The organism is Vibrio sp. 1CM23M, assembly GCF_023161755.1.
Classification (GTDB): Bacteria; Pseudomonadota; Gammaproteobacteria; order Enterobacterales; family Vibrionaceae; genus Vibrio; species Vibrio coralliirubri.
The window spans coordinates 889,023-913,670 of the sequence record NZ_JALNTR010000002.1 but is presented as its reverse complement, the minus strand read 5'-3'; the positions used below and the strand labels follow the sequence as shown (position 1 = coordinate 913,670).

The window sequence follows — 24,648 nt, the reverse complement described above, 5'->3', positions numbered from 1 at the left end:
TAGATTATTGTGAGAAAATTAAGCGATTCTATGTCAACACAAACAGATGAAACTACCTGGGTCACATTTAAAAGACTTTGGACTTATATTCGACTATATAAGGCCGGCCTAGGTGTTGCGGTAATTGCGCTTATTATAAATGCCGTTTCTGATACCTATATGATTTCCTTACTAAAGCCGTTACTTGATGAAGGCTTTGGTAATGCTGAATCTGACTTTTTACGCACACTTCCACTTATTATCTTTGCCATGATGTTCGTTCGTGGCGTCAGTGGTTTTGTTTCAACCTATTGTTTGAGCTGGGTCTCTGGCAATGTGGTGATGGAAATTCGTCGTAAAATTTTCAGCCATTTCATGCACATGCCTGTTTCTTTCTTCGATAAGGAACAGACAGGCGCATTGCTATCTCGAATTACTTACGATTCAGAGCAAGTGTCTGCAGCAACCAGTAAAGCGTTAGTCAGTATTGTCCGTGAAGGTGCAAGTATTATTGGCTTGTTGACGCTGATGTTCTGGAATAGCTGGCAGTTGTCTTTGGTGTTATTTGCTGTCGCGCCTTTGGTTGCGTGGGCGATCAGTATCGTATCGAAGCGATTCCGAAAGATCTCTAAGAACATGCAAACCAGCATGGGTCACGTTGCTTCTTCAGCTGAACAAATGCTGAAAGGGCATAAAGTGGTTCTAACTTACGGTGGTCAAGATCTAGAAAAGCACCGCTTTGATAAAGTTAGTAACCAAATGCGCCAGCAAAGCATGAAGCTAATCACTGCTCAAGCGGCCGCTAACCCGATTATTCAAATGATTGCATCAGTTGCGATTGTTGTTGTTCTATTCCTTGCTAGTGTCGATTCTATTAAAGCCGAGCTTACTCCTGGTACGTTTACCGTTGTCTTCTCTGCAATGTTTGGTCTATTACGTCCGTTGAAGGCATTAACTAACGTAACGTCTGAATTCCAACGAGGTATGGCTGCGAGTACGACTCTATTTGGCTTAATGGATCTAGATACCGAGCAAAACAAAGGAACGTTGAAACCTGAAACTGTAACGGGTGAAGTGGCTGTAAAAGATGTGACGTTTACTTACGAGGGCGCAGAGAAACCAGCACTCGATAAGGTCAGCTTCAACATACCAAAAGGTAAGACCGTAGCGCTTGTTGGGCGATCGGGTTCGGGTAAGAGTACCATTGCCAACCTATTTACTCGTTTTTATGACGTAGACTCTGGTTCAATTGAGCTTGATGGCCACGACATTCGTGATTACGAATTGAGAAATCTGCGTGAGCACTTTGCTCTCGTTTCTCAAAATGTGCATCTGTTTAACGATACGGTGGCTAACAACATCGCTTACGCAGCAGAAGAACAGTATTCACGTGAACAGATCGAATACGCGGCTAAGCTTGCTCATGCAAGTGAGTTTATCGATGGCATGGAAAATGGCATTGATACGGTTGTGGGCGAGAATGGCGCGAGTCTTTCTGGTGGTCAAAGACAGCGTATTGCGATTGCACGAGCGCTATTGAGAGATGCACCAGTTTTGATTCTTGATGAGGCAACGTCTGCACTGGATACCGAGTCAGAGAGAGCGATTCAATCTGCACTAGAAGAACTGCAGAAGGACAAAACAGTATTAGTTATCGCACACCGACTCTCTACGATCGAGCAAGCTGATGAGATTCTAGTGGTTGATGATGGTCATATTGTAGAAAGGGGCGCACATGCTGAGTTAATCGCGCATGATGGTGCTTATGCACAATTACATCGAATTCAGTTCAGCGGATAAGATTAGGTCTTGTTGTGATCGAAAAGATTTGGTTTAACAATCACCCGTTGAAATATCTTCTCTGGCCGCTATTGTGGCCACTGAGTCTGCTGTTCAAATTGATTAGTGGTCAACGTCGTGATGCTTACCTCTCTGGGAAGAAAGAGACCTACCGCCCGCCTTTACCTGTGATTGTTGTGGGCAATATTACCGCTGGCGGAAATGGTAAAACGCCGGTTGTGATTTGGTTAGTTGAGATGCTTCAGGCTCACGGCTTTAAACCCGGAGTCGTGTCTCGTGGCTACGGTGCAAAAGCACCAAGCTATCCGTTGGTGTTGGATGAAAATACCCCAGCTGAGCATTCGGGTGATGAACCTCGCTTGATTCGTAAGCGAACTGGTGCGCCAGTCGCAGTCGACCCTGTACGCGCTAATGCAGTGAAAGCATTGCTGAGCAAAGGCGTTGATGTGATCATCACTGACGATGGCCTTCAGCATTACGCGCTTGAACGCGATATTGAATTTGCAGTTATCGACGGCGCAAGACGCTTTGGTAGCGAGAGCTTGATTCCTTTAGGTCCATTACGAGAGCCTGTGTCTCGTTTAGATGAAGTCGACTTTTTGGTTAACAATGGCGGTAAAGTGCATGGGCGAGAGTTCTCGATGTCTTTGCTTCCAAGCCAAGCGGTTAACCTGAAAACAGGTCAGAAAAGGTCTGTGGCAGAATTACACAAGCTGGTGGCTTTTGCCGGTATTGGCCATCCACCGCGCTTTTTTAAAACATTGGAAGATCTTGATGGTGATGTGGTTTTCACAAAGGGTTTCGCCGACCATCAAGATTTTGATAAAGATGAACTTCATGCCTTAGCTAAGAAAGGTATGAATCTGATTATGACAGAAAAAGACGCTGTAAAATGCGAAGAATATGCTCAAGATAACTGGTGGTATCTTCCCGTTTCTGCGCAGTTCGATGAAGATTCGCAACAGCAAATTTTAAAAAGAATAAAAGAGGTTATGGAATACTATGGATCACCGTCTACTTGAGATCGTTGCTTGCCCTGTATGTAAAGGTAAACTAACTTTTGACAAGGATAAGCAAGAGCTTGTTTGTAAAATTGATCGCCTTGCTTACCCAATTAAAGAGGGTATTCCTGTTCTTTTAGAACCTGAAGCTCGCACCGTTTCTATGGATGAGGGTAAGTAATGTCTTATACGGTTGTTATACCTGCAAGATACCAATCGAGCCGTTTGCCAGGGAAGCCACTTGCTGACATTGGTGGAAAGCCGATGATTCAATGGGTATACGAACAGTCAATGAAAGCGGGTGCCGATAACGTTATTATCGCTACTGACGACGCTCGAGTTGAAAAAGCGGCTAAAGCATTTGGCGCGACCGTTTGTATGACATCACCGAATCATGAGTCAGGCACTGAACGCCTAGCTGAAGTGATTGAAGTTATGAAGATTCCTGATGATCATATTATCGTGAATGTTCAAGGTGATGAGCCACTTATCCCACCTTCGATCATTAATCAGGTTGCCAACAATCTTGCTAACAGTACAGCTCCGATGGCAACGTTAGGTGTGGAAATCACTCATGCTGATGAAGTGTTTAACCCTAACGCCGTTAAAGTTGTAACCGATAAAGACGGTTACGCCTTGTATTTTAGCCGAGCAACCATCCCTTGGGATCGCGATGCTTATGCGAACAACGGTACTGCAGCGAAATCTCCTTTGCTTCGTCATGTTGGTATCTATGCTTACCGAGCGGGTTTTATCAATACCTACATTAATTGGGAACCAAGCACTCTTGAACGTATTGAGTGCCTAGAGCAATTACGAGTACTTTGGTACGGTGAAAAAATCCACGTCGACGTTGCGGCGGAAGCGCCGGCTGCTGGTGTTGATACGCCTGAAGACCTCGAAGCGGTTCGAGCTATTATTGGCTAAGCTTCGTTGAGCGAGTTCTTGTTTGCTCTACAAAATGAAAAATGATGAGCCTTGCCTATTGCGAGGCTTTTTTCTATCTATCGAAAAGTACGCTATCGAAAAGCGCGTGCGTGTCTTATTGACCTAAGCAAACGGATATTGAGATAGTTGCATTGGTTTACGCATCATCAACACGGAATTATCTGAGATTTACCTCGCTCGAGTTCCAATTTTTCTCTATAATATGCCGCCTATAAATGTAGTGGCGAATCGCTAGTACAGAATAAAACTTACGACAAGACGTGGAGTAAAAGATGCCTTCTCAAAGCCCAGTGATTACGGTTGATGGACCAAGTGGTGCAGGTAAAGGTACCCTGTGTATGTTGCTAGCAGATAAGCTAGGCTTTCATCTTCTAGACTCAGGTGCGATCTATCGCGTATTGGCTTTAGCGGCAATTCACCATGGTGTAGATACTGAATCAGAAGATGCTTTAGTACCGCTTGCTACACACTTAGACGTGCAGTTTATTGCTGAAGGCGACTTAGTTAAGGTTATCCTAGAAGGTGAAGATGTGTCTGGTGAACTTCGCAAAGAAGAGACAGGCATGGCGGCTTCAAAAGTTGCTGCTTTACCTCGCGTTCGCGAAGCACTGCTTCGTCGTCAACGTGCATTCAGCGCTGCGCCTGGTTTGGTTGCAGATGGCCGTGACATGGGAACGGTTGTGTTTCCTGAAGCTGAAGCGAAAATATTTTTAGATGCAAGTGCTGAAGAGCGTGCGAGTCGCCGCCTTAAACAGTTGCAACAGAAGGGGTTAGATGTTAAATTTGACGACCTTTTGAGCGAGATCCAAGAGCGAGACGACCGAGATCGTAATCGCCCAGTGGCGCCACTTCGCCCTGCAGAGGATGCTCTAGTGCTTGACTCCACCTCAATGAATATTGAGCAGGTAGTAGAAAAAGCACTACACTATATTGAATCGAAACTGGCTGGGTAATTTCGCCGAGCTAGTACGAACGTTGGTCGCAAGGATGATGACTGGCGAATTTATCAACCCCATGCGGTAGGATACCCATGGACGTTTAATTATTGAAGATTAAATAATGACTGAATCTTTTGCTCAACTCTTTGAAGAGTTTCTATCTGAAACTGAATTCCAACAAGGCAGCATCGTTAAAGGTACTGTAGTAGCTATCGAGAACGGTTTCGTTCTTGTAGACGCTGGTCTTAAGTCTGAATCTGCTATCCCTGCTGAACAATTCAAGAACGCTGCTGGCGAACTTGAAGTTGAAGTTGGTGCTGAAGTAGACGTAGCTCTAGACGCTGTTGAAGATGGTTTCGGTGAAACTCAACTTTCTCGTGAGAAAGCTAAGCGTCACGAAGCTTGGATCGTACTTGAGAAAGCTTGTGAAGAAGCTGAAACTGTTGTTGGTATCATCAACGGTAAAGTTAAAGGCGGTTTCACTGTTGAACTTAACGGTATCCGTGCTTTCCTTCCAGGTTCTCTAGTAGACGTACGTCCTATCCGTGACACTGCTCACCTAGAAAACAAAGAGCTAGAGTTCAAAGTAATCAAGCTAGACCAGAAGCGTAACAACGTTGTTGTTTCTCGTCGTGCTGTTATCGAATCTGAAAACAGTGTTGAGCGTGACGAACTTCTTGAAACTCTACAAGAAGGTACTGAAGTTAAAGGTATCGTTAAGAACCTTACTGACTACGGTGCATTCGTTGACCTTGGCGGTGTTGACGGTCTTCTACATATCACTGATATGGCTTGGAAGCGCGTTAAGCACCCATCAGAGATCGTTAACGTTGGTGACGAAATCCTAGTTAAAGTTCTTAAGTTCGATCGTGAGCGCACTCGTGTTTCACTAGGTCTTAAGCAACTAGGCGAAGATCCATGGGTAGCAATCGCTAAGCGTTACCCAGAAGGTCACAAGCTTTCTGGTCGTGTTACAAACCTAACTGACTACGGCTGCTTCGTTGAAATCGAAGAAGGCGTTGAAGGTCTAGTACACGTTTCTGAAATGGATTGGACTAACAAGAACATCCACCCTTCTAAAGTTGTTAATGTTGGCGACGAAGTTGAGGTTATGGTTCTTGATATCGACGAAGAACGTCGTCGTATCTCTCTAGGTCTGAAACAGTGTAAAGCTAACCCATGGCAGTCATTTGCAGAAATGCAAGCTAAGGGCGACAAAGTTACTGGTAAGATCAAGTCTATCACTGACTTTGGTATCTTCATCGGTCTAGAAGGCGGTATCGACGGTCTTGTACACCTATCTGACATTTCTTGGAACGCTGCCGGCGAAGAAGCTGTACGTGAATACAAGAAAGGCGACGAAATCTCTGCTGTTGTTCTAGCAGTAGATGCAGAGCGTGAGCGTATTTCTCTTGGCGTTAAGCAAATGGAAAACGACCCGTTCAACGCATACGTTGCTGACAACAAGAAAGGTGTTCTTGTAAACGGTACTGTTACTGCAGTTGACGCGAAAGGCGCTACTATCGAGCTAATCGAAGGCGTTGAAGGTTACATCCGCGCTTCTGAAGTTTCTCGCGACCGTATCGAAGATGCATCTCTAATCCTAAGCGTTGGCGACAGCGTTGAAGCGAAGTTCACTGGTGTAGACCGTAAGAACCGCGTAATCAACCTATCTATCAAAGCTAAAGATGAAGCTGATGAGCAAGAAGCAATGGCTTCACTGAACAAGTCTGAAGAAGGCGCGTTCGGTAACGCAATGGCAGACGCATTCAAAGCTGCTAAAGGCGAATAATAGCTTCTCATTAAGAGAATTATAGCTATCTAGCCAAGAAAGGAGCCGTAAGGCTCCTTTTTTTTTGCTTATTTTTCCGATAGGTCTATAATTTCTAAAAAGAAAACCAACGAGGGTAACTATGACTAAGTCTGAATTGATTGAAAGACTATGCGCTGAGCAAACGCATCTTTCTGCAAAAGAAATTGAAGACGCTGTAAAAGACATTTTAGAGCATATGGCTTCAACACTAGAAAGTGGTGATCGAATCGAAATTCGCGGTTTTGGCAGCTTTTCTCTGCATTATCGTGAGCCTCGTGTTGGACGTAACCCAAAGACTGGTGACAAGGTAGAGTTAGAAGGTAAATACGTTCCTCACTTCAAACCAGGTAAAGAGTTGCGTGAACGAGTAAACTCAGGAATGTAGCCTACTTATCGGAATGAAGAAAAGCGGCATACTATAATGTATGCCGCTTTTTTATGACCATAATATGGTGGTCTGATTAGTAATTTTCCTGCATAATCGTACAGCTAACCAACCAATGAGTGATGAACTATGAAAATTATAAAAATAGTCGCCGTTATCGCACTTTTCCTAATTGCACTGGCTTTAGGCTCTCAAAACCAAACAACTGTGAATTTCAACTATCTGCTAGCGCAAGGTGACTTCCACCTCTCAAGTTTATTAGGTGTTGTATTCGTTTCAGGCTTCGCCCTTGCTTGGTTAGTCTTTGGTAATATGCACATGCGGTCTCAGCTAAAAATTCATCGCTTGAAGAAGCAACTCAATAAGCAATCAAAGCAGGTCGCTGCTGATACTAAAGCTTAAAGGCTATATTTGATGTTAGAGTTACTGTTCTTACTTTTGCCCATCGCAGCCGCTTATGGCTGGTATATGGGTAATCGTAATGCTCAGCAAGAAAAACAAAAGCAATCACACCAGATCTCCCGTCAATACGTGACGGGTTTGAACCTATTACTGTCAGATCAATCTGACAAAGCGGTTGATCACTTCATTGAGCTGCTTCAAGTAGACAATGAAACCATCGATACTCACTTGGCTTTGGGCAACTTGTTCCGCTCAAGAGGCGAAGTCGACCGCGCTATTCGTATTCACCAAAATCTCATCTCTCGTTCGGGGCTTACCCTCGATCAGAAAAACCTCGCACTGCAACAATTAGCCAAAGACTATATGGTCTCTGGTTTCCTTGATCGCGCTGAAAAAATCTTTGAACAACTTGTAGAAGAACCTGACCATAAAGAGGGCGCTTTACAGCAGTTGGTGGCAATTTATCAGCAGACCCGTGAGTGGAACAAGGCTATCCATTACGGAAATATCTTAGTTAAGCTCGGCAAGAAAAAAATGAAGATGCGTGCGACCGTTGCGCATTTCTGGTGTGAGCTTGCGATGCAAGAACAAGCCGATGGTAATCGTTCTAAAGCGCTTCAGCATTTTAAGAAGGCGCTTTCTGAAGACCCTAAATGTGTTCGCGCAAGTATCGCACTAGGGAAGTTCCACTTAGCGAACGAAGATTACCAAAAGACAATTGATTGTCTTGAATCGGTACTTGAACAAGATATCGATTTTATCAGTGAGGTGTTGCCAACCCTTGCTGAGTGTTACCACAAGCTTGGACAAGAAGCTCAATTGGTCGAGTTCCTCAAAGCGTGTATTCAGAAGAAAGCCGGTGTATCTGCCGAACTGATGCTGGCGCAATTGGTTGCTCACCATGAAGATGTAGGCTCTGCTCAAGAGTTACTGACAAAGCAGCTTGTTAAAAACCCAACCATGAAAGGTTTTTATCGATTAATCGATTACCACCTAGCGGAAGCAGAAGAAGGCCGAGCAAAAGACAGCTTAACCACACTTCAATCTATGGTTGGTGAACAGCTTAAGGTTAAGCCTCATTACCGTTGTCGTCAGTGTGGTTTCTCGACACACTCAATGTATTGGCACTGCCCTTCATGTAAAGGGTGGGGGACGATCAAGCCTATTCGTGGGCTTGATGGTGAATAGATTTGTGGTCATTTTAAGACCAAATTATTAATTGCAGCTTTCGGGCTGCATTTTTATGACTGTTATTTATCACCTGCTTAGGTGATTGAAAATTATTTAGAAAGTTAACTGCGTTAGGAGATGAAATGAACGACCAAAAAATCATTGTAGCCTTGGATTATGATAATCAAGCGGATGCGTTAGCCTTTGTCGATCGTATTGACCCAGCATCTTGCCGCCTAAAAGTGGGCAAAGAGATGTTTACCCTGTTTGGCCCTGAATTTGTTCGTGAATTACATAAGCGTGGTTTCTCAGTATTTTTAGACCTTAAATTCCACGACATCCCGAACACATGTTCAAAAGCAGTCCGTGCTGCCGCTGAACTGGGTGTTTGGATGGTGAACGTACACGCAAGTGGCGGTGAGCGTATGATGACAGCTTCTCGCGAAATCTTAGAACCTTACGGCAAAGACCGTCCACTGTTAATCGGTGTAACGGTACTCACCAGTATGGAGCAATCTGATTTAGCGGGTATCGGTCTTGATCTTGAGCCACAACAACAAGTGATGCGCTTGGCTTCTCTGACGAAAAACTCTGGCTTAGACGGTGTTGTATGTTCTGCGCAAGAGGCTTCTTTACTTAAAGGTACACTTGGTCAGGAGTTCAAGCTAGTTACTCCAGGTATTCGTCCTGTCGGCGCAGATGTTGGTGACCAGAAGCGTATCATGACGCCTTCTAAAGCGATTGAATCAGGCTCAGACTACCTTGTTATCGGCCGTCCGATTACGCAAGCTATAGACCCTGCTGCTGTGCTTGCAGAGATTAACGGTACGTTAGCTTAAGCCTATATTTAGATTGAGATATAAATAAAGAAGGCCAGCAAATTGCTGGCCTTAATTTTTTAGTCTGGATTAGTCTAAACTGGACTGAATGCTCAGTGTGGAGCTTAAACTGGAGCACCACTATGGAATTTGAAGTCGCTGTCATCTGAAGTGATAAGATCAGCTTCTACTTGAGCAAAATGCGCAATACGCTCTGAAATATCTTTCCCTGCGATCTGCTCTGCTAGCTCAAGATAATCTTGGTAGTGGCGAGCTTCTGAACGAAGTAGAGACACATAAAACTTCTCCATGTCTTCTTCCAAGAAAGGAGCCAATTTAGCGAATCGTTCACAAGAGCGAGCTTCAATAAACGCACCGATGATAAGCTTATCAACCAGAGCATCAGGCTCGTAAGTCTTAACTTGTTTGATCAAGCCTTTAGCGTAACGACCCGCCTCGATTGGCTGGTAAGTCACGCCTTTCTTCTCCATCAATTCCATGACTTGGTAGAAGTGATGCAGCTCTTCTTTGATCAGTAATACCATCTTATCGATCAGGTCTTCACCGTAGTTACAACCTTCTTTCGCGGTGATTTGCTTGGATACGTTGCTTTTACCACGTAGAGACTCTAAGTCTCCGATACGACGGTAAGCAAATTGTTCGTATGGCAAAATCCATTCATTCAGTTGCTTCGCGCTTTCTTTATCAACTGCGTACTTGCGGATAAGGAACAAAGCACTCTGTGCCGCCTTAAGTTCACACAGCATGTGATCGCGCAGAATGATGTGAAGGTTTTCAGGCTTTTTGGCTTCATCTATCCATGAATCTGGCGTTTCGGCTTTAAGAAAAGAGTGGATTGGAGCGAGTAATTCTTGATACATGGTCAGGGAAAGTTTGTTGATAATGCGGGGATTTTATCACAGCTCAAGAGATCTCCCTATACAGAGAAAGGAAATTCAACAGCTACAAAAAAGGCCGCCTATTTTAATGTAAATAAGGCGGCCTTTAAGTGTTGAATTAGAGTGTTACCACTTCTTCTTCTGACCGAAGAGGGCGTCCATATCGTCTTCTCGCTCTTTAGATTCCATCTGCTGTAAATCTTGAGCGTTTTTGTCTTGGCGTTTCTGGTCAAGCTCGTTGAGCATCTGCTGAAGCTTTTCTTTGGCTTGATTAGAGTAGGAGTCGTTCTTAGTCGCTAAAGCATCAATACCTTTGCGTAATAGCTGAATCGCTGTTCCCGGTTGTCCGCGAGAAATCGAATCGTTTGCACGTTTGATAACATTTTCAATGTTAATACGGATTTGAATCGTTTCTAGGCGAGCATTTTCAACCACGTAAGCTTGGGTCTCGAAACGGCCTTTATTGTGCTCGTTACGTACCGTATCACGCAGGCGTTTAACTAACTTAAGCATCATGATCGCTTGCTTGTCACTGCTTGGTGAGCGGAAAGCGGTACTCTCGCCACCTTTGTAGTTCTCTTTAAGCTGAGTAATTTGTTGTTTTACGCTTTCAATGCGTTGGGCAAGCTGCTTATTTTTTGGATCGAGTTGATACATGTTTTCTAATGCATCAAGAATTCGATTGTTTAAGCATACAAGAAGATCTTGGCTAAACGGCATGTGATGAGCGTTGCCAATCAGTTCTTCTGTACCATCAATAATGGTTAGATAACGAGAAGCTTCCTGTTTCTTCGCTGTTTCTACCTTAACTTTATATTGAAGCATGATGTTGTAGCCTAAAACTAACACCAAAAGAACGGCTACTAAGGCGATTATTAAACCAATATTCATATATTTGAGTCTGCTTATTATTTTCTATAGCTAACTGGAGAGCATACACGATTCCATTGTGTATCGGCACTCGTAAATTGCAATTTCTGATTATCTCTTGTTGAGCGAAATCGGCAATCAAAACTTACCAACTAATGTATGAGAATGAGGGTTGGGTTGCAAAGCGTTAGTGATATTTTTGTTTGTTAAGCTAGAAAAACTCAATTTTTCTGTCATTTTTGTGTTCGAAGCGTTATAACTATTAATTATATTACACGCGACTATAACGCTCTCTTTGCAAATAAGTTAGCACAGAAATGAGTAAAGGATTACGAGGTTAGATATGAAGTTACAGCAACTGAAGTACATTGTTGAGGTTGTAAACCATAACCTAAATGTTTCAGCTACAGCAGAGAGTTTGTACACATCTCAGCCTGGCATTAGTAAGCAAGTTAGATTACTTGAAGACGAACTAGGTATTCAGATTTTTGAGCGTAGCGGCAAGCATCTAACGCAGGTTACCCAAGCGGGTGAAGATATTATTCGTATCTCTCAAGAGATTTTGGCACGCGTTGAAAGTATTAAAGCGGTAGCGGGTGAGCACACTCATCCAGAGATGGGTACATTGAATATTTCAACGACTCATACTCAAGCTCGTTATGCACTGCCTGATGTGATTAAAGGTTTCACGGCGCGTTACCCTAAAGTATCGCTTCACATGCACCAAGGCACGCCAAGCCAAATGTCAGAAGCCGTCGCTAAAGGTACAGCGAATTTTGCGATTGCAACGGAAGCGCTACACCTTTACCAAGATGCGATTATGCTGCCTTGTTACCACTGGAACCGTTCGATCGTCGTGGCCAAAGATCACCCTCTGGCACAGAAGCGTAATATCACGATCGAAGATCTTGCGGCTTACTCTCTCGTGACTTATGTATTTGGTTTCACTGGCCGTTCTGAGCTTGATACCGCGTTTAACAAAGTAGGGTTAACACCGCGCGTTGTGTTTACCGCGACCGATGCAGACGTAATCAAAACCTACGTTCGTATGGGCATTGGTGTTGGTGTAATTGCAAGTATGGCGATTGACCACGAGCAAGATACTGATTTGGTTGCGATTGATGCGAGCCATCTATTTGGTGCGAGCACAACCAGCATTGGTTTTAGAAAAGGTACCTTCCTGCGTTCTTACATGTTTGATTTCATGGAGCGTTTTGCACCGCACTTAACTCGCCCTGTGGTTGAGCAAGCTATTTCTTTGAAATCGAATGAAGAAATAGAAGAGATGTTTAAAGATATCGAGCTGCCAGTTCGTTAATCTCGTCGTGTAAATCTAGATTCTTATTCGGCCTGTATTTGCAGGCCGTTTTTCTTTAGGGCTTTTAGTTTTCGTTTTCTTTATCGAGCCTTTCCATTTCGACCTCTTACCCCTACAATCCACGCATCATAGGGGGAAGCATGCATTCACGATTTAAAATACTCGATTCATTTTTGCTGGAGCACCAGATTTACTGGCGTTCAGAGCCTTTTCACCTATGCCAAACTCAACAGCAGCCGTGGAAAGAGGTCAATCGTCCACTCGTTGATTGGTTAGAAAGCTTAGATAATGAAAGCATTCAAACCTTAAAAGAGCAGCCTCAGCTTTTGATTGAGGAACTGACTCGTTTCCTACCTGAATTAGAAACTGTTACCCAAAACATCCAGTTCGATAACACTGCTTTGGTTGGTTTAGACCTCCCACGTGGTACTGCTGAGGGTATTCCTGGCCGAAAGCTACATCAAATTGTCGCAATGGGCGAGGCTGCATTAGGCCATCACCATGGCAAAGAGTGGCTCGAATGGTGTTCTGGTAAAGGCTTTCTTGGTCGAATCCTATCTCAGCAATCGGATCAAAAAGTCACTAGCTTTGAATGGCAGCAATCGTTATGCGAAAGCGGACAAAAGATTGCGGATGACCAGAAGTTAGCGATTAATTTTGTTCAAGGAGATGCGTTTTCAGACAAGGCCGATGACGTGTTTAACTCAAACCAACATGCAGTAGCCCTTCATGCTTGTGGCGATCTTCATGTTGAGTTAGTTAAAAAGTCAGTGTCACATGGGCTACCCGCGGTCACGATTTCCCCTTGTTGTTATCATCTTATTCGAGACGAAAACTACCAAGCGATGTCTTCTGTCTCGAAAAGATCAGCATTAACGTTAAGTAAGAGCGATTTAAGAATCCCGCTTCAAGAAACCGTCACTGGTGGTGAAAGAGTAAAAAGACATCGTCAACTAGAGATGAGCTATCGTCTAGGCTTCAGCCAGTTACTTAAGGCTGAACTTAACATTGACGAATATATTCCTGTACCGAGCATCAAAAAATCAGAGTTAGCTGAGGGTTTTGAATCCTTCTGTCGTTGGGCATCTGAAGTGAAAGAGATGTCGCTGGGTTCCGATATCGATTTTGACTCTTATTTGATTCAAGGCGAAGCGCTTTTCTGGGAAATGGAGAAGCTGAGTTTGGTTCAACAAGTCTTTAGAAGACCTTTAGAGATATGGCTGGCGTTAGATCGCGCTATCTATCTGCAAGAACAAGGTTATGAAGCTACGATTGAAGAGTTCTGCGAACGCAGTATTACGCCAAGAAACCTATTGATTCATGGGGTTAAAATCGAGCGCTAGTGGTAAATCGTACTGTTACGTGTTTTTTCGACCTAAATCCATTAATGCAAAAAAGCCAGTGCGACATAATGTCGTACTGGCTTTTTGTTTAATGTGTATGAGTTAACTGAACGCTTCAACGAGAAGATTATTGCGTTCAGTTAGTCATTACATCATTAGTTAAACATTGCGATTGCTTCTGCTGGGTCTACGTATTCAAGGTCAAAGCTCTCTGCAACTTCTTTACAAGTTACTTTACCATGAATAACGTTTAGACCTTCTAGGAAGCCTTCATCAGATAGAAGTGCTTCGCGGTAGCCTTTGTTCGCTAGCTTAACAATGTAAGGAAGTGTTGCATTGTTTAGTGCGTACGTTGAAGTGCGAGCAACAGCGCCAGGCATGTTTGCAACACAGTAGTGAACTACGTCATCAACAATGTAAGTTGGGTCTGCGTGAGTGGTTGCGTGAGAAGTCTCGAAACAACCGCCTTGGTCGATTGCAACGTCAACAACTGCTGAACCTGGTTTCATCTTAGCGATGTGCTCTTTTGTAACCAGTTTTGGAGCTGCTGCACCAGGGATTAGTACAGCACCAATCACTAGGTCTGCTTCTAGAACATGCTTCTCAATAGCGTCTTCAGTAGAATAAACCACTTTTGCGCGACCTTGGAATTCTTCATCAAGACGACGCAGTGTATCTACGTTACGGTCAAGAATTGTAACATCAGCGCGAAGGCCTACAGCCATACGTGCTGCGTTAGCACCTACAACACCGCCACCAACAACAACAACTTTTGCTGGTTCAACACCAGGAACGCCACCAAGAAGAAGACCACAACCACCGTTAGATTTCTCTAATGTTTGTGCACCTGCTTGAATAGACATACGACCAGCTACTTCAGACATTGGTGCTAATAGTGGCAAGCGACCCATATTATCTGTTACAGTCTCATAGGCTACGCAGACAGCTTTGCTCTTGATAAGCTCTTCAGTTTGTGGAAAATCTGGTGCAAGGTGTAAATAGGTAAATAATATTTGCCCTTCGCGAAGCATAGCTCGCTCGACAGCTTGAGGTTCTTTAACCTTTACAATCATCTCTGCTTTCGCGAAAACGTCAGCAGCAGTAGGAAGAATGGATGCGCCTACAGCGATGTAATCATCGTCTGAAAAACCGATACCAGTACCGGCATTGGTTTCTACAAAAACTTGGTGGCCGTGTGAGATTAGTTCTCTCACGCTAGCTGGGGTCATACCAACGCGGTATTCGTGGTTCTTGATTTCCTTAGGTACGCCAATGATCATCCTGACTCCTCATTTTATTTTGGTTGTTTTATCTATGTGTAGGGTAATTCTGTCGAATTAATATCTAGTATAGATAGGTTCAGATAAAATTTGATACTGAATATTAAAAAGTTGTAGTATATTTTTTTGCAAGGAAGTAATAAGGTGGAATAAAAAATGGCAGACAATTATAAGAAGCCGTCCAAGGAACTAGATCGTATTGACCGCAACATTCTTAATGAGTTGCAAAAAGACGGTCGTATCTCAAACGTTGAACTCTCAAAACGAGTAGGACTTTCTCCAACTCCATGTCTTGAACGTGTTCGTCGTTTAGAACGTCAAGGTTACATTACTGGGTACACAGCGTTGCTGAACCCACAGTACCTTGATGCTTCACTTTTAGTGTTTGTTGAAATTACGTTGAACCGTGGTGCGCCAGATGTGTTCGAACAATTCAACACCGCTGTGCAGAAACTGGATGACATCCAAGAGTGTCATTTAGTGTCGGGTGATTTTGACTATCTTCTAAAAACACGTGTATCTGATATGGGTGCTTACCGTAAGCTACTGGGTGATACGTTACTTCGTCTACCGGGCGTAAACGACACTCGAACTTACGTAGTAATGGAAGAAGTGAAACAAACCAATCAACTTGTGATTAAAACTCGTTAGTCACAATTGGTGAAATGAAAGAAAGCGGACATTTGTTCCGCTTTCTTGCTTTCTGGAATTGGGTTTTTCTGTTTGATATGGTTAAATCAACAGTAGTTTCATTGAAACGAGCGGCTTTGGCCGCTCGAGATGTTTTTATCCCGTTTAATTATTAAGTTGGTTTATGTTCAAGCAGAGCAGTAATAAAGTAGAAACAATCATTAAAACGAGTGAAGAGCCTCAGTCTCCTCGTTTGAGTGGTTCTCAACGTCTCAAAGAGTGCAGTCTGATTCTCGGTGTTCTCTTCTCTATTCTACTTGCCGTTGCGTTATTAACTTTTAGTCCTGCAGACCCATCATGGTCGCAAACGGCGTGGGGTGGTGACATTCAAAATGCGGGTGGCTATCTAGGTGCTTGGTTGGCAGATACGCTTTTCTTCGTATTTGGTTCTTTGGCTTACCCTCTGCCTATCTTAGTGACGGTCGCTGCGTGGGTTTTATTCCGCAAACGTAATGAAGACGAGCAGATAGACTTCATGCTTTGGGGCACTCGCTTGCTTGGCCTGACTATCCTTATTCTTACGAGTTGTGGTCTCGCGGATATCAACTTTGATGACATCTGGTACTTTTCATCCGGTGGCGTGGTAGGTGACGTTTTAACAAGCCTTGCTCTTCCAACGTTGAATGTTCTTGGTAGTACGCTGGTTCTTCTTTTCTTATGGGGTGCTGGCTTTACTCTATTAACCGGTATTTCCTGGTTAAGTATTGTGGAATGGTTGGGTGAATGTGCCATCAAATTTTTCACTTCTGCTGTTAATAAGGCTCGTGGACAAGAACAAGAGCTGCTTGAGCCTCAATTAAGAGAATCAGCAGACCGCGATTTAATCGAAGAACGTCATCACCAGCATCAAGAGCCAACTTACCGCGATGTTCCTGCTATAGAAGACAACAAAGAATCAACAGAGCATGACCCGCTAGATCCTGCGATGAGTTTTTCTGCGACCAATGATTCTTCAGACGTGGCGACAAATGCGCGAGACAATGCTGCATCTCCGAAGCGTCATTACAACATTCATATGCCTGTCGAAGCTCCAGCGAAGCAAGATGCTCCTGTTCATGAAGAACCTCAGGTTCAGCCTCAAGCGGTAATTGAACCAGAGCAACCGATCCCTGCAGCACCTGTTTACCAAGCGCCAGAAGAACAGTTAGAAGAAGGTATTGAGCGCTCTAAACAGTTGAATGCAACGATCGAGCAACTAGAAAATGCGGCCATGTATGAAGATGATCTAGCAGAACAAGATCAGCTCGACGCGCATAATTCTCAGGTTGCTTACCAACAATACATGCAGAACGAACAACCAGAAGTTAGCCCTGCTCATGCTGACCTTGAAAGTGCTGAACCAGAAATGGAGAGCTCACCAACAGTAAATAGCGAATTTGGTTCTGAAGATGTTCAACCTGAATCCTTATACGCTTCACCTATGGGTGAGCCAGAAGCAACCGTGGAAGACGATTTTTCTGCACCACCTTCACCGTTTGATGTAACGGAAGAGCAAAGCTACCAACAGGGTTCAGATCTTGAGTCTGAGCAGACTGAAGCTGAGTTAGCTGGCGCAGCATTAACCGAAGAACAGTTTGAACCTTTCTCTTATCAAGAAGAACATTCAGAGCCTGAACAACCAATAGAGCAGAGCTTAGAGCCAGCTGTTGATCTTCCTTGGGAAGAAGTAACGGAAGAAGAATCTGCGCATCAAGATCAAGATGTCGCCGCATTCCAAAGCATTGTCTCTGAAGCACAAGCGAATATGGCAGCTGCGCAGAACCCGTTCTTGGTTCAACAAGATGTTAATTTACCGAAGCCTGCTGAGCCATTACCAACGCTTGAATTGTTATTCCACCCTGAAAAGCGTGAAACCTTTATTGACCGTGACGCATTAGAGGCAATTGCTCGCCTTGTGGAATCTAAGCTAGCGGATTACAAGATCAAAGCCGATGTGGTTGATATTTTCCCTGGACCAGTAATCACTCGATTCGAACTCGATCTGGCTCCGGGCGTGAAAGTAAGTCGTATTTCAGGCCTTTCTATGGACTTAGCGCGTTCGCTCTCTGCATTGGCAGTACGTGTCGTAGAAGTGATTCCGGGTAAACCTTATGTTGGCTTAGAACTGCCGAACATGAGTCGCCAAACGGTATTCTTCTCAGATGTGGTTGCTAGCCCTCAGTTCCAAGAAGCGAAATCGCCAACGACAGTGGTCCTAGGACAAGACATCGCTGGTGAAGCGGTCATTGCTGATCTATCGAAAATGCCTCACGTTCTGGTTGCGGGTACAACCGGTTCTGGTAAGTCGGTAGGTGTGAACGTAATGATTCTGAGTATGCTTTACAAAGCATCACCGGAAGATGTTCGATTCATCATGATCGACCCGAAAATGCTTGAGCTATCGGTTTATGAAGGCATCCCTCATCTATTGTCTGAAGTGGTAACTGACATGAAAGATGCGTCGAACGCCCTTCGTTGGTGTGTTGGCGAGATGGAACGACGTTATAAGCTGATGTCTGCATTAGGCGTTCGTAACATTAAAGGTTACAACGATAAGCTTAAGATGGCAGCGGAAGCGGGTCACCCAATTCACGATCCGCTGTGGAAGCCGGGCGACAGCATGGATCCTGAAGCACCATTGCTTGAGAAGCTGCCTTACATTGTGGTTATCGTTGATGAATTTGCCGACCTAATCATGGTGGTAGGTAAGAAAGTTGAAGAACTGATTGCGCGTTTGGCACAAAAAGCACGTGCGGCGGGTGTTCACTTGATCCTAGCGACGCAACGTCCATCTGTAGATGTTATTACTGGTCTTATTAAAGCGAACATTCCAACCCGCGTGGCCTTTACGGTATCAACCAAAACGGATTCACGAACTATTCTTGACCAAGGTGGTGCGGAATCACTATTGGGCATGGGTGATATGCTTTACTTGCCACCGGGTTCTAGCCATACAACTCGTGTTCACGGTGCCTTTGCATCTGATGATGATGTGCATGCAGTCGTGAATAACTGGAAAGCGCGTGGTAAGCCAAACTATATTGATGAGATCACCAACGGCGAACAGACCCCTGAAACCTTGCTTCCGGGCGAGAAAATGGAAGGTGATGAAGAGGTCGATCCTTTGTTTGACCAAGTGGTAGAACACGTTGTTCATTCACGTCGCGGCTCAGTCTCAGGCGTACAACGTCGATTCAAGATTGGCTACAACCGTGCTGCACGTATTGTCGAGCAACTTGAAGCTCAAGGTATCGTAAGTGCTCCAGGCCATAACGGTAACCGAGAAGTCTTAGCACCAGCGCCACCAAAAGATTAGTTCCACTAGGAACTCATACCCATTAAGTCGGTCAAATCGAAAATATGACCGACTTATGTTCTAACAGGATTATTGATGAAAAAAGTATTCGCACTTTTATTTATGAGCTTCTCAGTGTTTGCTTCTCCGAAAGAAGAGTTGAGTAGCCGTTTGGCATTAAACGCAGGCTTCAGCGCTGACTTTAAACAAATCGTGACCAGCCCTGATGGTGATGTTGTTATGGAAGGTGAGGGCACGGTAGAGATTGCACGCCCAAGCTTGTTCCGCTGGGAAACCACGTTCCCTGATGAAAACTTGTTGGTATCTGATGGCCAAAGCTTGTGGTACTACAGCCCGTTCATTGAGCAAGTGAGCATTTACTGGCAAGAGCAAGCGGCATCACAGACACCTTTTGTCCTACTTACACGTAACCAAGAAAGCGATTGGGATAACTATAATGTGGCGCAAACGGGTAACCAATTTACGCTAACGCCAACCGCTGTCGATTCTAATCAGGGCGACTTCCAGATTAATATCACCGAAAAGGGCATTGTTCAGGGCTTTAATGTGATTGAACAAGACGGTCAAAAAGGTGAGTTTACCTTTAGCAATGTTGACTTGGGTAAACCTGCAGCAGACCGCTTTACTTTTGTGGCACCGGAAGGTGTCGAGGTCGACGACCAAAGAAACTGATCTAAAAAGCAGATCGTTTGGTAGTACGTCGATAGGCATAAATGCCATCAACGAATCAAGAGATTGCAATTGAGTAATTACAGCTTAGATTTTGCGGGGGACGAAGATTTTCGTCCCCTTGCTGCTCGTATGAGACCGGAAACTGTCGAACAGTACATCGGTCAGCAGCATATATTAGGCCCAGGTAAACCACTTCGCAGAGCATTGGAAGCGGGCCATATCCACTCGATGATTTTGTGGGGGCCTCCGGGCACCGGTAAAACGACGTTAGCCGAAGTAGCAGCAAACTATGCGAATGCAGAAGTTGAGCGGGTATCGGCGGTAACTTCGGGCGTAAAAGACATTCGTATTGCGATTGAAAAAGCGCGTGAGAACAAGCAAGCTGGGCGCAGAACCATTCTGTTTGTGGACGAAGTCCATCGCTTTAACAAAAGTCAGCAAGATGCTTTTCTGCCTCATATCGAAGATGGCACCGTGACCTTTATTGGTGCGACCACAGAAAACCCTTCTTTTGAATTGAACAACGCTTTGTTGTCACGCGCGCGTGTCTACAAACTGACGTCCCTGAACACAGATGATATTTCTCTCGTGATTCGCCAAGCGATTGAAGACAAGCAACGCGGGTTAGGTGATGTGTCTGCTGATTTTGCTGATAATGTTTTAGATCGCCTTGCAGAACTGGTTAACGGTGACGCACGTATGTCGCTTAACTACCTTGAACTGCTGTATGACATGGCAGAAGATAACGATAGAGGCGAGAAAGCGTTAACCTTGCAGTTGTTGGCTGAAGTGGCTGGTGAGAAAGTCGCTCGTTTCGATAACAAGGGCGATATTTGGTACGACCTAATATCTGCGGTTCATAAGTCAATTCGTGGCTCAAACCCTGATGCGGCCTTGTACTGGTCTGCACGAATGATTGCGGCGGGTTGCGACCCTTTGTATATCGTAAGACGTTTGCTAGCGATTGCTTCTGAAGATATTGGCAACGCTGACCCTCGTGCCATGCAGGTGGCGATGTCGGCTTGGGATTGCTTCACGCGCATTGGCCCTGCTGAAGGGGAGCGTGCGATTGCGCAGGCGGTTGTTTATCTCGCGTGTGCACCAAAGAGTAACGCCGTTTACACCGCGTGGAAGCAAGCGTTAACAGATGCTCACAACCTTCCGGAATATGAAGTCCCTCATCATTTGCGAAATGCACCGACAACTTTGATGAAGGACATGGGTTACGGGCAAGGATACCGTTATGCTCATGACGAACCAGGAGCCTACGCGGCGGGTGAAAAGTACCTGCCTCCTGAAATGGGAGAGAAGCAATACTATTTCCCAACAAAACGAGGCTTAGAGACCAAAATTGGCGAGAAGCTAGATTATCTGGCGGATTTGGACGCAAAAAGCCCACAAAAACGCTATGAAAAGTAGTCTTTTTTGGATATCGTTACCTAGTCATAAAATTTCAATTAAATCGTTACAAATTGGTCGAAATAGCACCAGTTTTAGGGGTTTAGCAGTGATTCAGTAGCAATCTACTGAATATTCAAATAACTAAAGCATAGGATTAGCAATGCTGGATTCTAAATTACTTCGAGCTGAGCTGGATGAAACAGCGGCAAAATTAGCACGTCGAGGCTTCACCCTTGATGTAGAGACAATTCGTGAACTTGAAGAAAAACGTAAGTCCCTTCAGATGAAAACTGAAGAGCTACAAGCGTTACGTAACTCTCGATCGAAGTCCATTGGTCAAGCGAAAGCAAAAGGCGACCATGAAGAAGCTGAGCGTATCCTTGCAGAAGTAGGCAACTTAGGCGCAGAACTAGACCAAGCTAAAGTAGCATTGGCTGATCTTCAATCTGAGCTAGAAACGATCACAATGTCTATTCCTAACCTACCTGATGCAGAAGTGCCAGATGGTAAAGACGAAGATGACAACGTAGAAGTTTCTCGTTGGGGTCAACCTAAGACTTACGACTTTGAAGTGAAAGATCACGTCGATCTTGGTGAAATGTCTGGCGGTCTTGATTTTGCTAGCGCAGTTAAAATCTCGGGTTCTCGTTTCATCGTGATGAAAGGCAAATTTGCACGTCTACACCGTGCTATTGCTCAGTTCATGCTGGACCTTCACACTGATGAACACGGCTACACAGAAATGTACGTACCGTACCTAGTGAACCACGATAGCCTTTACGGTACTGGTCAACTTCCTAAGTTCGGCGAAGACTTGTTCCACACAAGCCCGCTAACTGAGCAAGTAAGTGACGTACCTCTTAAGACTCTATCGCTTATCCCTACTGCGGAAGTACCGGTAACGAACATGGTTCGTGACACGATTACTGATGAAGCTGAACTGCCACTTAAGATGACAGCTCACACGCCATGTTTCCGTTCTGAAGCGGGTTCTTACGGTCGTGACACTCGTGGTCTTATCCGTATGCACCAATTCGATAAAGTTGAATTAGTACAAATCACTAAGCCAGAAGACTCAATGGCAGCGCTTGAAGAGCTAACTGGTCACGCTGAGAAAGTACTTCAACTTCTAGAGCTTCCTTACCGTAAAGTGATTCTATGTACAGGTGACATGGGCTTCGGTTCTGCGAAAACTTACGACTTAGAAGTATGGGTTCCAGCACAAGAGACTTACCGTGAGATTTCTTCTTGTTCAAACATGTGGGACTTCCAAGCGCGTCGTATGCAAGCTCGTTTCCGTCGTAAAGGCGAGAAGAAACCTGAACTTGTACACACACTAAACGGTTCCGGTCTTGCTGTTGGTCGTACTATGGTTGCTATCCTTGAGAACAACCAAGAAGCTGATGGCCGTATTGCTATCCCAGCAGTACTTCAGCCATACATGGGCGGCGTAACGCACATCGGTTAATGTCAATTTAGGTTAATCAAATTTAGATTAACCTGACTTGCCAGAGTATTTAAAAGGCTTTGCTGTAATGGCAAAGCCTTTTTCGTATCTGGAGCTTACCTAAGTAGCAGCTGTTTAAGAGAAGCTACATAAAAGAGAAGCTCGCTTTGGTTGCTTCGTCTGCTTGCTTACAAGCTAGCAACGCCTTTCGATAGTAATTTTGATAATTGTTTTTGGTCAGTTCATCAAGTGTATAAAGTTGAGTGACCACGCCATCACACTTCTGAATAATCGTTAAAACCTGTTTCGCGCCCATTGCGTCAGGCCAAATAACAGAGAGCAGTTTGACGATGTTCATGCATACGTTTTTGATCATCGGGCATCGCTTGTGAATCTCTAAATAAGAGACCAATACCTGTTTATAGTCTGACGAAGCCTGCTTAATGCTGACGTTGCTCTGTTTGAGCCATTCCATCTTTTCTGCGTTACGGCGTTTCATCTCACTGCACATGGTCATTTGGCTAGAAACAACTGTTTCGTTCGCCGTTTGGATGATCAACATGCCACAACGACTTTCTGCGACTTTAAACTCATTCTCACAACTCATTCTGTCTAACAACCAGGTGTGGTGATAGATAACCGGGAATGCATTAAAGCTATTTCTGTCATGCAGTGCAGTCAAAATAGTCACCGCTTTTTGGTACTGTTTTGATTCCATTGCAATGTGTGCTGCGATAAGCGCCAAATCAGTTTGAAGGCCTGCTCTTGCCTCTGTAGGGATCTTCGAAATTAGATAGTTTACTTGGTCGAGTGTCGCTTTATTGTTGCTCTCACCAGATGCGCAATAGAGCAAAAATCGAATATGGTTGAGCTTCATATAGAGGTTATCTCGAAAGGTATCTCTATTGATCTGCACATAGTTCTGATAGTGAACCAACGCCGTCTTGGTATCATTTACGGAGAGACACAGGTTTGCGATTGCCAGTTCCCTTTCTGAGTTACCCGGTGTGAGTGCACTCGCCAATTTAAAATGGGCAATCGCAGCAGGAACTTTATTACTGATAAGGTTCACTTGAGCTGCTTGATCTCGATACAAGGTGCTGGTGGGTGCTGAATCAATCAAGCTTTCGATCATTTGTTGTGCTTCATTGATCTGACCTAAATTCGCAAGGCTGTTTGCTAGACCCGCTTGAGCCCAATCAAAACTGCCTTCATCAAGCGCCTTCTCATATACGTTCTTTGCTTCTTCGTAAAGCTTGAGCTTTGACAAAAAGCTTCCGCGAAATTGCTGAATTGTGGCGAAGTATTCTGGGTTAAAGGCGAGTAGCTCTTCGCAGAACTCAAGACCGGCTTTATAGTCATTTTCTCGTTCGGCCTTATAGATTTTTTGTAGCACCAGCTTCTTTTTTAAAGAGCTTGTAATACGTTGTTTTAAGGTCTCACGATTGAATGGTTTTAATAAATAATTATCTGGTCGAAGCTCTAAAATAGGGCGGATCGATAAAGCGGAGTTCTCACCTGTAACTAGAATAAATATTCCATCGTCTTTCAATCTATTCGATTGTTTAAGCTCTTCAAACAGTTGCTTGCCGTTGATGGTGTTACCAAAGTTATAGTCACATATAATCACATCAAACGTCGTCTCGCTTGTTATCGTCATAGCGATGCGAGGGGATTTAGCAATTGAAATCATTCGCTCTGAAAAGCCGATATGAATCAACATATTGCGGATGGTTGATAGCACGATCGATGAGTCATCAACGATAAGTGCATTGAGTTGGTTTAATTTCATGTTTACTTTAAATTATTTACTGACGTGAATTTTGCAGCGATTACGGGTTGCGTTGCTGTCTTGCACGATCGACAAAACAGAAAAGCTCTGTTTCTACCAAGTTGATACAAGCTTTCGTTACTATTTATTATCTAAGTACAGTCGAATTGAATTAGCTGATTTGATTCTAGAATGAAATCGAATGAGGAAGCTCATCATAATATCCGACAAAAAAATGGCTTGTATTTTAAGCGGCTATTGACCCGATAGGTAACACTCTTTTGCTAATTGTTTTTATGGAGAGGATTAAATTTATTTGTGAGATTCTTCAGGGTGGAATCATAGATAAAATATCAGTTTGAGATTTTTTTATTGGCTGTCTGATTATTTGCTTTGTGAGTAGGCCAC

The 24,648-nt window shown here is 44.2% G+C and carries 21 protein-coding genes; 17 read left to right on the top strand and 4 right to left on the bottom strand.

All coding sequences use genetic code 11. The features are described 5' to 3' along the window. The first annotated feature begins 30 nt into the window (after window positions 1-30). The 10 genes from msbA to pyrF all read left to right on the top strand — a co-directional run bounded on the left by msbA (window position 31) and on the right by pyrF (window position 9,275). On the top strand, window positions 31-1,779 hold the full coding sequence (gene msbA / locus MSG35_RS09415; protein ID WP_248383756.1) for a lipid A ABC transporter ATP-binding protein/permease MsbA: 1,749 nt from the start codon (window positions 31-33) through the stop codon (window positions 1,777-1,779). A 14-nt stretch (window positions 1,780-1,793) separates the two neighbouring features. Then, complete coding sequence (gene lpxK, locus MSG35_RS09410; RefSeq protein WP_248383755.1) at window positions 1,794-2,801, top strand: tetraacyldisaccharide 4'-kinase; 1,008 nt, start codon at window positions 1,794-1,796, stop codon at window positions 2,799-2,801. Then, entirely contained in the window at window positions 2,782-2,961 is a 180-nt protein-coding gene (locus MSG35_RS09405) for a Trm112 family protein (RefSeq protein ID WP_004736429.1), read from the top strand. The genes lpxK and MSG35_RS09405 overlap by 20 nt, the downstream gene beginning before the upstream one ends. Further along, complete coding sequence (kdsB, locus tag MSG35_RS09400) at window positions 2,961-3,707, top strand: 3-deoxy-manno-octulosonate cytidylyltransferase (RefSeq protein ID WP_248383754.1); 747 nt, start codon at window positions 2,961-2,963, stop codon at window positions 3,705-3,707. The genes MSG35_RS09405 and kdsB overlap by 1 nt, the downstream gene beginning before the upstream one ends. A gap of 293 nt (window positions 3,708-4,000) precedes the next feature. Then, on the top strand, window positions 4,001-4,681 hold the full coding sequence (gene cmk / locus MSG35_RS09395; RefSeq protein WP_017060237.1) for a (d)CMP kinase: 681 nt from the start codon (window positions 4,001-4,003) through the stop codon (window positions 4,679-4,681). Window positions 4,682-4,787: 106 nt separating this feature from the next. Further along, window positions 4,788-6,458, top strand: coding sequence for a 30S ribosomal protein S1 (gene rpsA, locus MSG35_RS09390; protein WP_010439921.1), 1,671 nt, complete (start codon window positions 4,788-4,790; stop codon window positions 6,456-6,458). Window positions 6,459-6,579: 121 nt separating this feature from the next. Next, complete coding sequence (gene ihfB / locus MSG35_RS09385) at window positions 6,580-6,864, top strand: integration host factor subunit beta (protein WP_017060238.1); 285 nt, start codon at window positions 6,580-6,582, stop codon at window positions 6,862-6,864. 129 nt (window positions 6,865-6,993) lie between these two features. Further along, window positions 6,994-7,266: a lipopolysaccharide assembly protein LapA domain-containing protein gene (locus tag MSG35_RS09380; RefSeq protein WP_017066774.1), complete on the top strand. Its 273-nt coding sequence runs from the start codon at window positions 6,994-6,996 to the stop codon at window positions 7,264-7,266. Window positions 7,267-7,278: 12 nt separating this feature from the next. Further along, window positions 7,279-8,454 carry a lipopolysaccharide assembly protein LapB gene (gene lapB / locus MSG35_RS09375; RefSeq protein ID WP_016769333.1) on the top strand — a complete coding sequence of 392 codons (1,176 nt, stop codon included), beginning with the start codon at window positions 7,279-7,281 and terminating at the stop codon, window positions 8,452-8,454. A 125-nt stretch (window positions 8,455-8,579) separates the two neighbouring features. Beyond that, window positions 8,580-9,275 carry an orotidine-5'-phosphate decarboxylase gene (gene pyrF / locus MSG35_RS09370; RefSeq protein ID WP_081228810.1) on the top strand — a complete coding sequence of 232 codons (696 nt, stop codon included), beginning with the start codon at window positions 8,580-8,582 and terminating at the stop codon, window positions 9,273-9,275. Between the two features lie 104 nt (window positions 9,276-9,379). On the opposite strand, the gene miaE is transcribed toward pyrF, so the two are convergent. Together miaE and MSG35_RS09360 are read right to left on the bottom strand one after the other, a co-directional pair. Further along, the gene (miaE, locus tag MSG35_RS09365; protein WP_248383753.1) at window positions 9,380-10,135 is read right to left on the bottom strand and encodes a tRNA isopentenyl-2-thiomethyl-A-37 hydroxylase MiaE; all 756 of its coding nucleotides are present in this window, start codon (window positions 10,133-10,135) and stop codon (window positions 9,380-9,382) included. 144 nt (window positions 10,136-10,279) lie between these two features. Next, window positions 10,280-11,044 (bottom strand): hypothetical protein, encoded by a 765-nt coding sequence (locus MSG35_RS09360; RefSeq protein WP_019822470.1) that lies wholly within the window; start codon window positions 11,042-11,044, stop codon window positions 10,280-10,282. 322 nt (window positions 11,045-11,366) lie between these two features. Here MSG35_RS09360 and cysB point away from each other — a divergent pair, with 322 nt between their 5' ends. Beyond that, window positions 11,367-12,341 carry an HTH-type transcriptional regulator CysB gene (cysB, locus tag MSG35_RS09355; RefSeq protein WP_248383752.1) on the top strand — a complete coding sequence of 325 codons (975 nt, stop codon included), beginning with the start codon at window positions 11,367-11,369 and terminating at the stop codon, window positions 12,339-12,341. Window positions 12,342-12,481: 140 nt separating this feature from the next. After that, window positions 12,482-13,684 carry a methyltransferase gene (locus tag MSG35_RS09350; protein ID WP_248383751.1) on the top strand — a complete coding sequence of 401 codons (1,203 nt, stop codon included), beginning with the start codon at window positions 12,482-12,484 and terminating at the stop codon, window positions 13,682-13,684. Window positions 13,685-13,839: 155 nt separating this feature from the next. Here the strand turns inward: MSG35_RS09350 and ald are convergent, their stop codons facing one another. Then, entirely contained in the window at window positions 13,840-14,964 is a 1,125-nt protein-coding gene (gene ald / locus MSG35_RS09345) for an alanine dehydrogenase (protein WP_017060246.1), read from the bottom strand. Window positions 14,965-15,120: 156 nt separating this feature from the next. Here ald and lrp point away from each other — a divergent pair, with 156 nt between their 5' ends. The 5 genes from lrp to serS all read left to right on the top strand — a co-directional run bounded on the left by lrp (window position 15,121) and on the right by serS (window position 22,490). Continuing rightward, window positions 15,121-15,615: a leucine-responsive transcriptional regulator Lrp gene (gene lrp / locus MSG35_RS09340; protein WP_004734558.1), complete on the top strand. Its 495-nt coding sequence runs from the start codon at window positions 15,121-15,123 to the stop codon at window positions 15,613-15,615. A 163-nt stretch (window positions 15,616-15,778) separates the two neighbouring features. Continuing rightward, entirely contained in the window at window positions 15,779-18,949 is a 3,171-nt protein-coding gene (locus MSG35_RS09335; RefSeq protein WP_248383750.1) for a DNA translocase FtsK 4TM domain-containing protein, read from the top strand. A 75-nt stretch (window positions 18,950-19,024) separates the two neighbouring features. Next, window positions 19,025-19,621, top strand: coding sequence for an outer membrane lipoprotein chaperone LolA (gene lolA, locus MSG35_RS09330; RefSeq protein ID WP_248383749.1), 597 nt, complete (start codon window positions 19,025-19,027; stop codon window positions 19,619-19,621). A 63-nt stretch (window positions 19,622-19,684) separates the two neighbouring features. Continuing rightward, window positions 19,685-21,040 carry a replication-associated recombination protein A gene (locus MSG35_RS09325; RefSeq protein WP_248383748.1) on the top strand — a complete coding sequence of 452 codons (1,356 nt, stop codon included), beginning with the start codon at window positions 19,685-19,687 and terminating at the stop codon, window positions 21,038-21,040. Window positions 21,041-21,182: 142 nt separating this feature from the next. Then, a complete protein-coding gene (gene serS, locus MSG35_RS09320) occupies window positions 21,183-22,490 on the top strand; it encodes a serine--tRNA ligase (protein WP_010439959.1) in 1,308 nt (435 codons plus the stop codon). Window positions 22,491-22,614: 124 nt separating this feature from the next. Here serS and MSG35_RS09315 read toward each other — a convergent pair whose 3' ends face one another. Further along, a complete protein-coding gene (locus MSG35_RS09315; RefSeq protein WP_248383747.1) occupies window positions 22,615-24,261 on the bottom strand; it encodes a response regulator in 1,647 nt (548 codons plus the stop codon). Between the last annotated feature and the right edge of the window lie 387 nt (window positions 24,262-24,648).

Coding starts and splice junctions, on each gene's coding strand:
- msbA (WP_248383756.1), top strand. CDS start 31: ATGTCAACACAAACAGATGAAACTACCTGGGTCACATTTAAAAGACTT.
- MSG35_RS09405 (WP_004736429.1), top strand. CDS start 2,782: ATGGATCACCGTCTACTTGAGATCGTTGCTTGCCCTGTATGTAAAGGT.
- kdsB (WP_248383754.1), top strand. CDS start 2,961: ATGTCTTATACGGTTGTTATACCTGCAAGATACCAATCGAGCCGTTTG.
- cmk (WP_017060237.1), top strand. CDS start 4,001: ATGCCTTCTCAAAGCCCAGTGATTACGGTTGATGGACCAAGTGGTGCA.
- rpsA (WP_010439921.1), top strand. CDS start 4,788: ATGACTGAATCTTTTGCTCAACTCTTTGAAGAGTTTCTATCTGAAACT.
- ihfB (WP_017060238.1), top strand. CDS start 6,580: ATGACTAAGTCTGAATTGATTGAAAGACTATGCGCTGAGCAAACGCAT.
- MSG35_RS09380 (WP_017066774.1), top strand. CDS start 6,994: ATGAAAATTATAAAAATAGTCGCCGTTATCGCACTTTTCCTAATTGCA.
- lapB (WP_016769333.1), top strand. CDS start 7,279: ATGTTAGAGTTACTGTTCTTACTTTTGCCCATCGCAGCCGCTTATGGC.
- pyrF (WP_081228810.1), top strand. CDS start 8,580: ATGAACGACCAAAAAATCATTGTAGCCTTGGATTATGATAATCAAGCG.
- miaE (WP_248383753.1), bottom strand. CDS start 10,135: ATGTATCAAGAATTACTCGCTCCAATCCACTCTTTTCTTAAAGCCGAA.
- MSG35_RS09360 (WP_019822470.1), bottom strand. CDS start 11,044: ATGAATATTGGTTTAATAATCGCCTTAGTAGCCGTTCTTTTGGTGTTA.
- cysB (WP_248383752.1), top strand. CDS start 11,367: ATGAAGTTACAGCAACTGAAGTACATTGTTGAGGTTGTAAACCATAAC.
- MSG35_RS09350 (WP_248383751.1), top strand. CDS start 12,482: ATGCATTCACGATTTAAAATACTCGATTCATTTTTGCTGGAGCACCAG.
- ald (WP_017060246.1), bottom strand. CDS start 14,964: ATGATCATTGGCGTACCTAAGGAAATCAAGAACCACGAATACCGCGTT.
- lrp (WP_004734558.1), top strand. CDS start 15,121: ATGGCAGACAATTATAAGAAGCCGTCCAAGGAACTAGATCGTATTGAC.
- MSG35_RS09335 (WP_248383750.1), top strand. CDS start 15,779: ATGTTCAAGCAGAGCAGTAATAAAGTAGAAACAATCATTAAAACGAGT.
- lolA (WP_248383749.1), top strand. CDS start 19,025: ATGAAAAAAGTATTCGCACTTTTATTTATGAGCTTCTCAGTGTTTGCT.
- serS (WP_010439959.1), top strand. CDS start 21,183: ATGCTGGATTCTAAATTACTTCGAGCTGAGCTGGATGAAACAGCGGCA.
- MSG35_RS09315 (WP_248383747.1), bottom strand. CDS start 24,261: ATGAAATTAAACCAACTCAATGCACTTATCGTTGATGACTCATCGATC.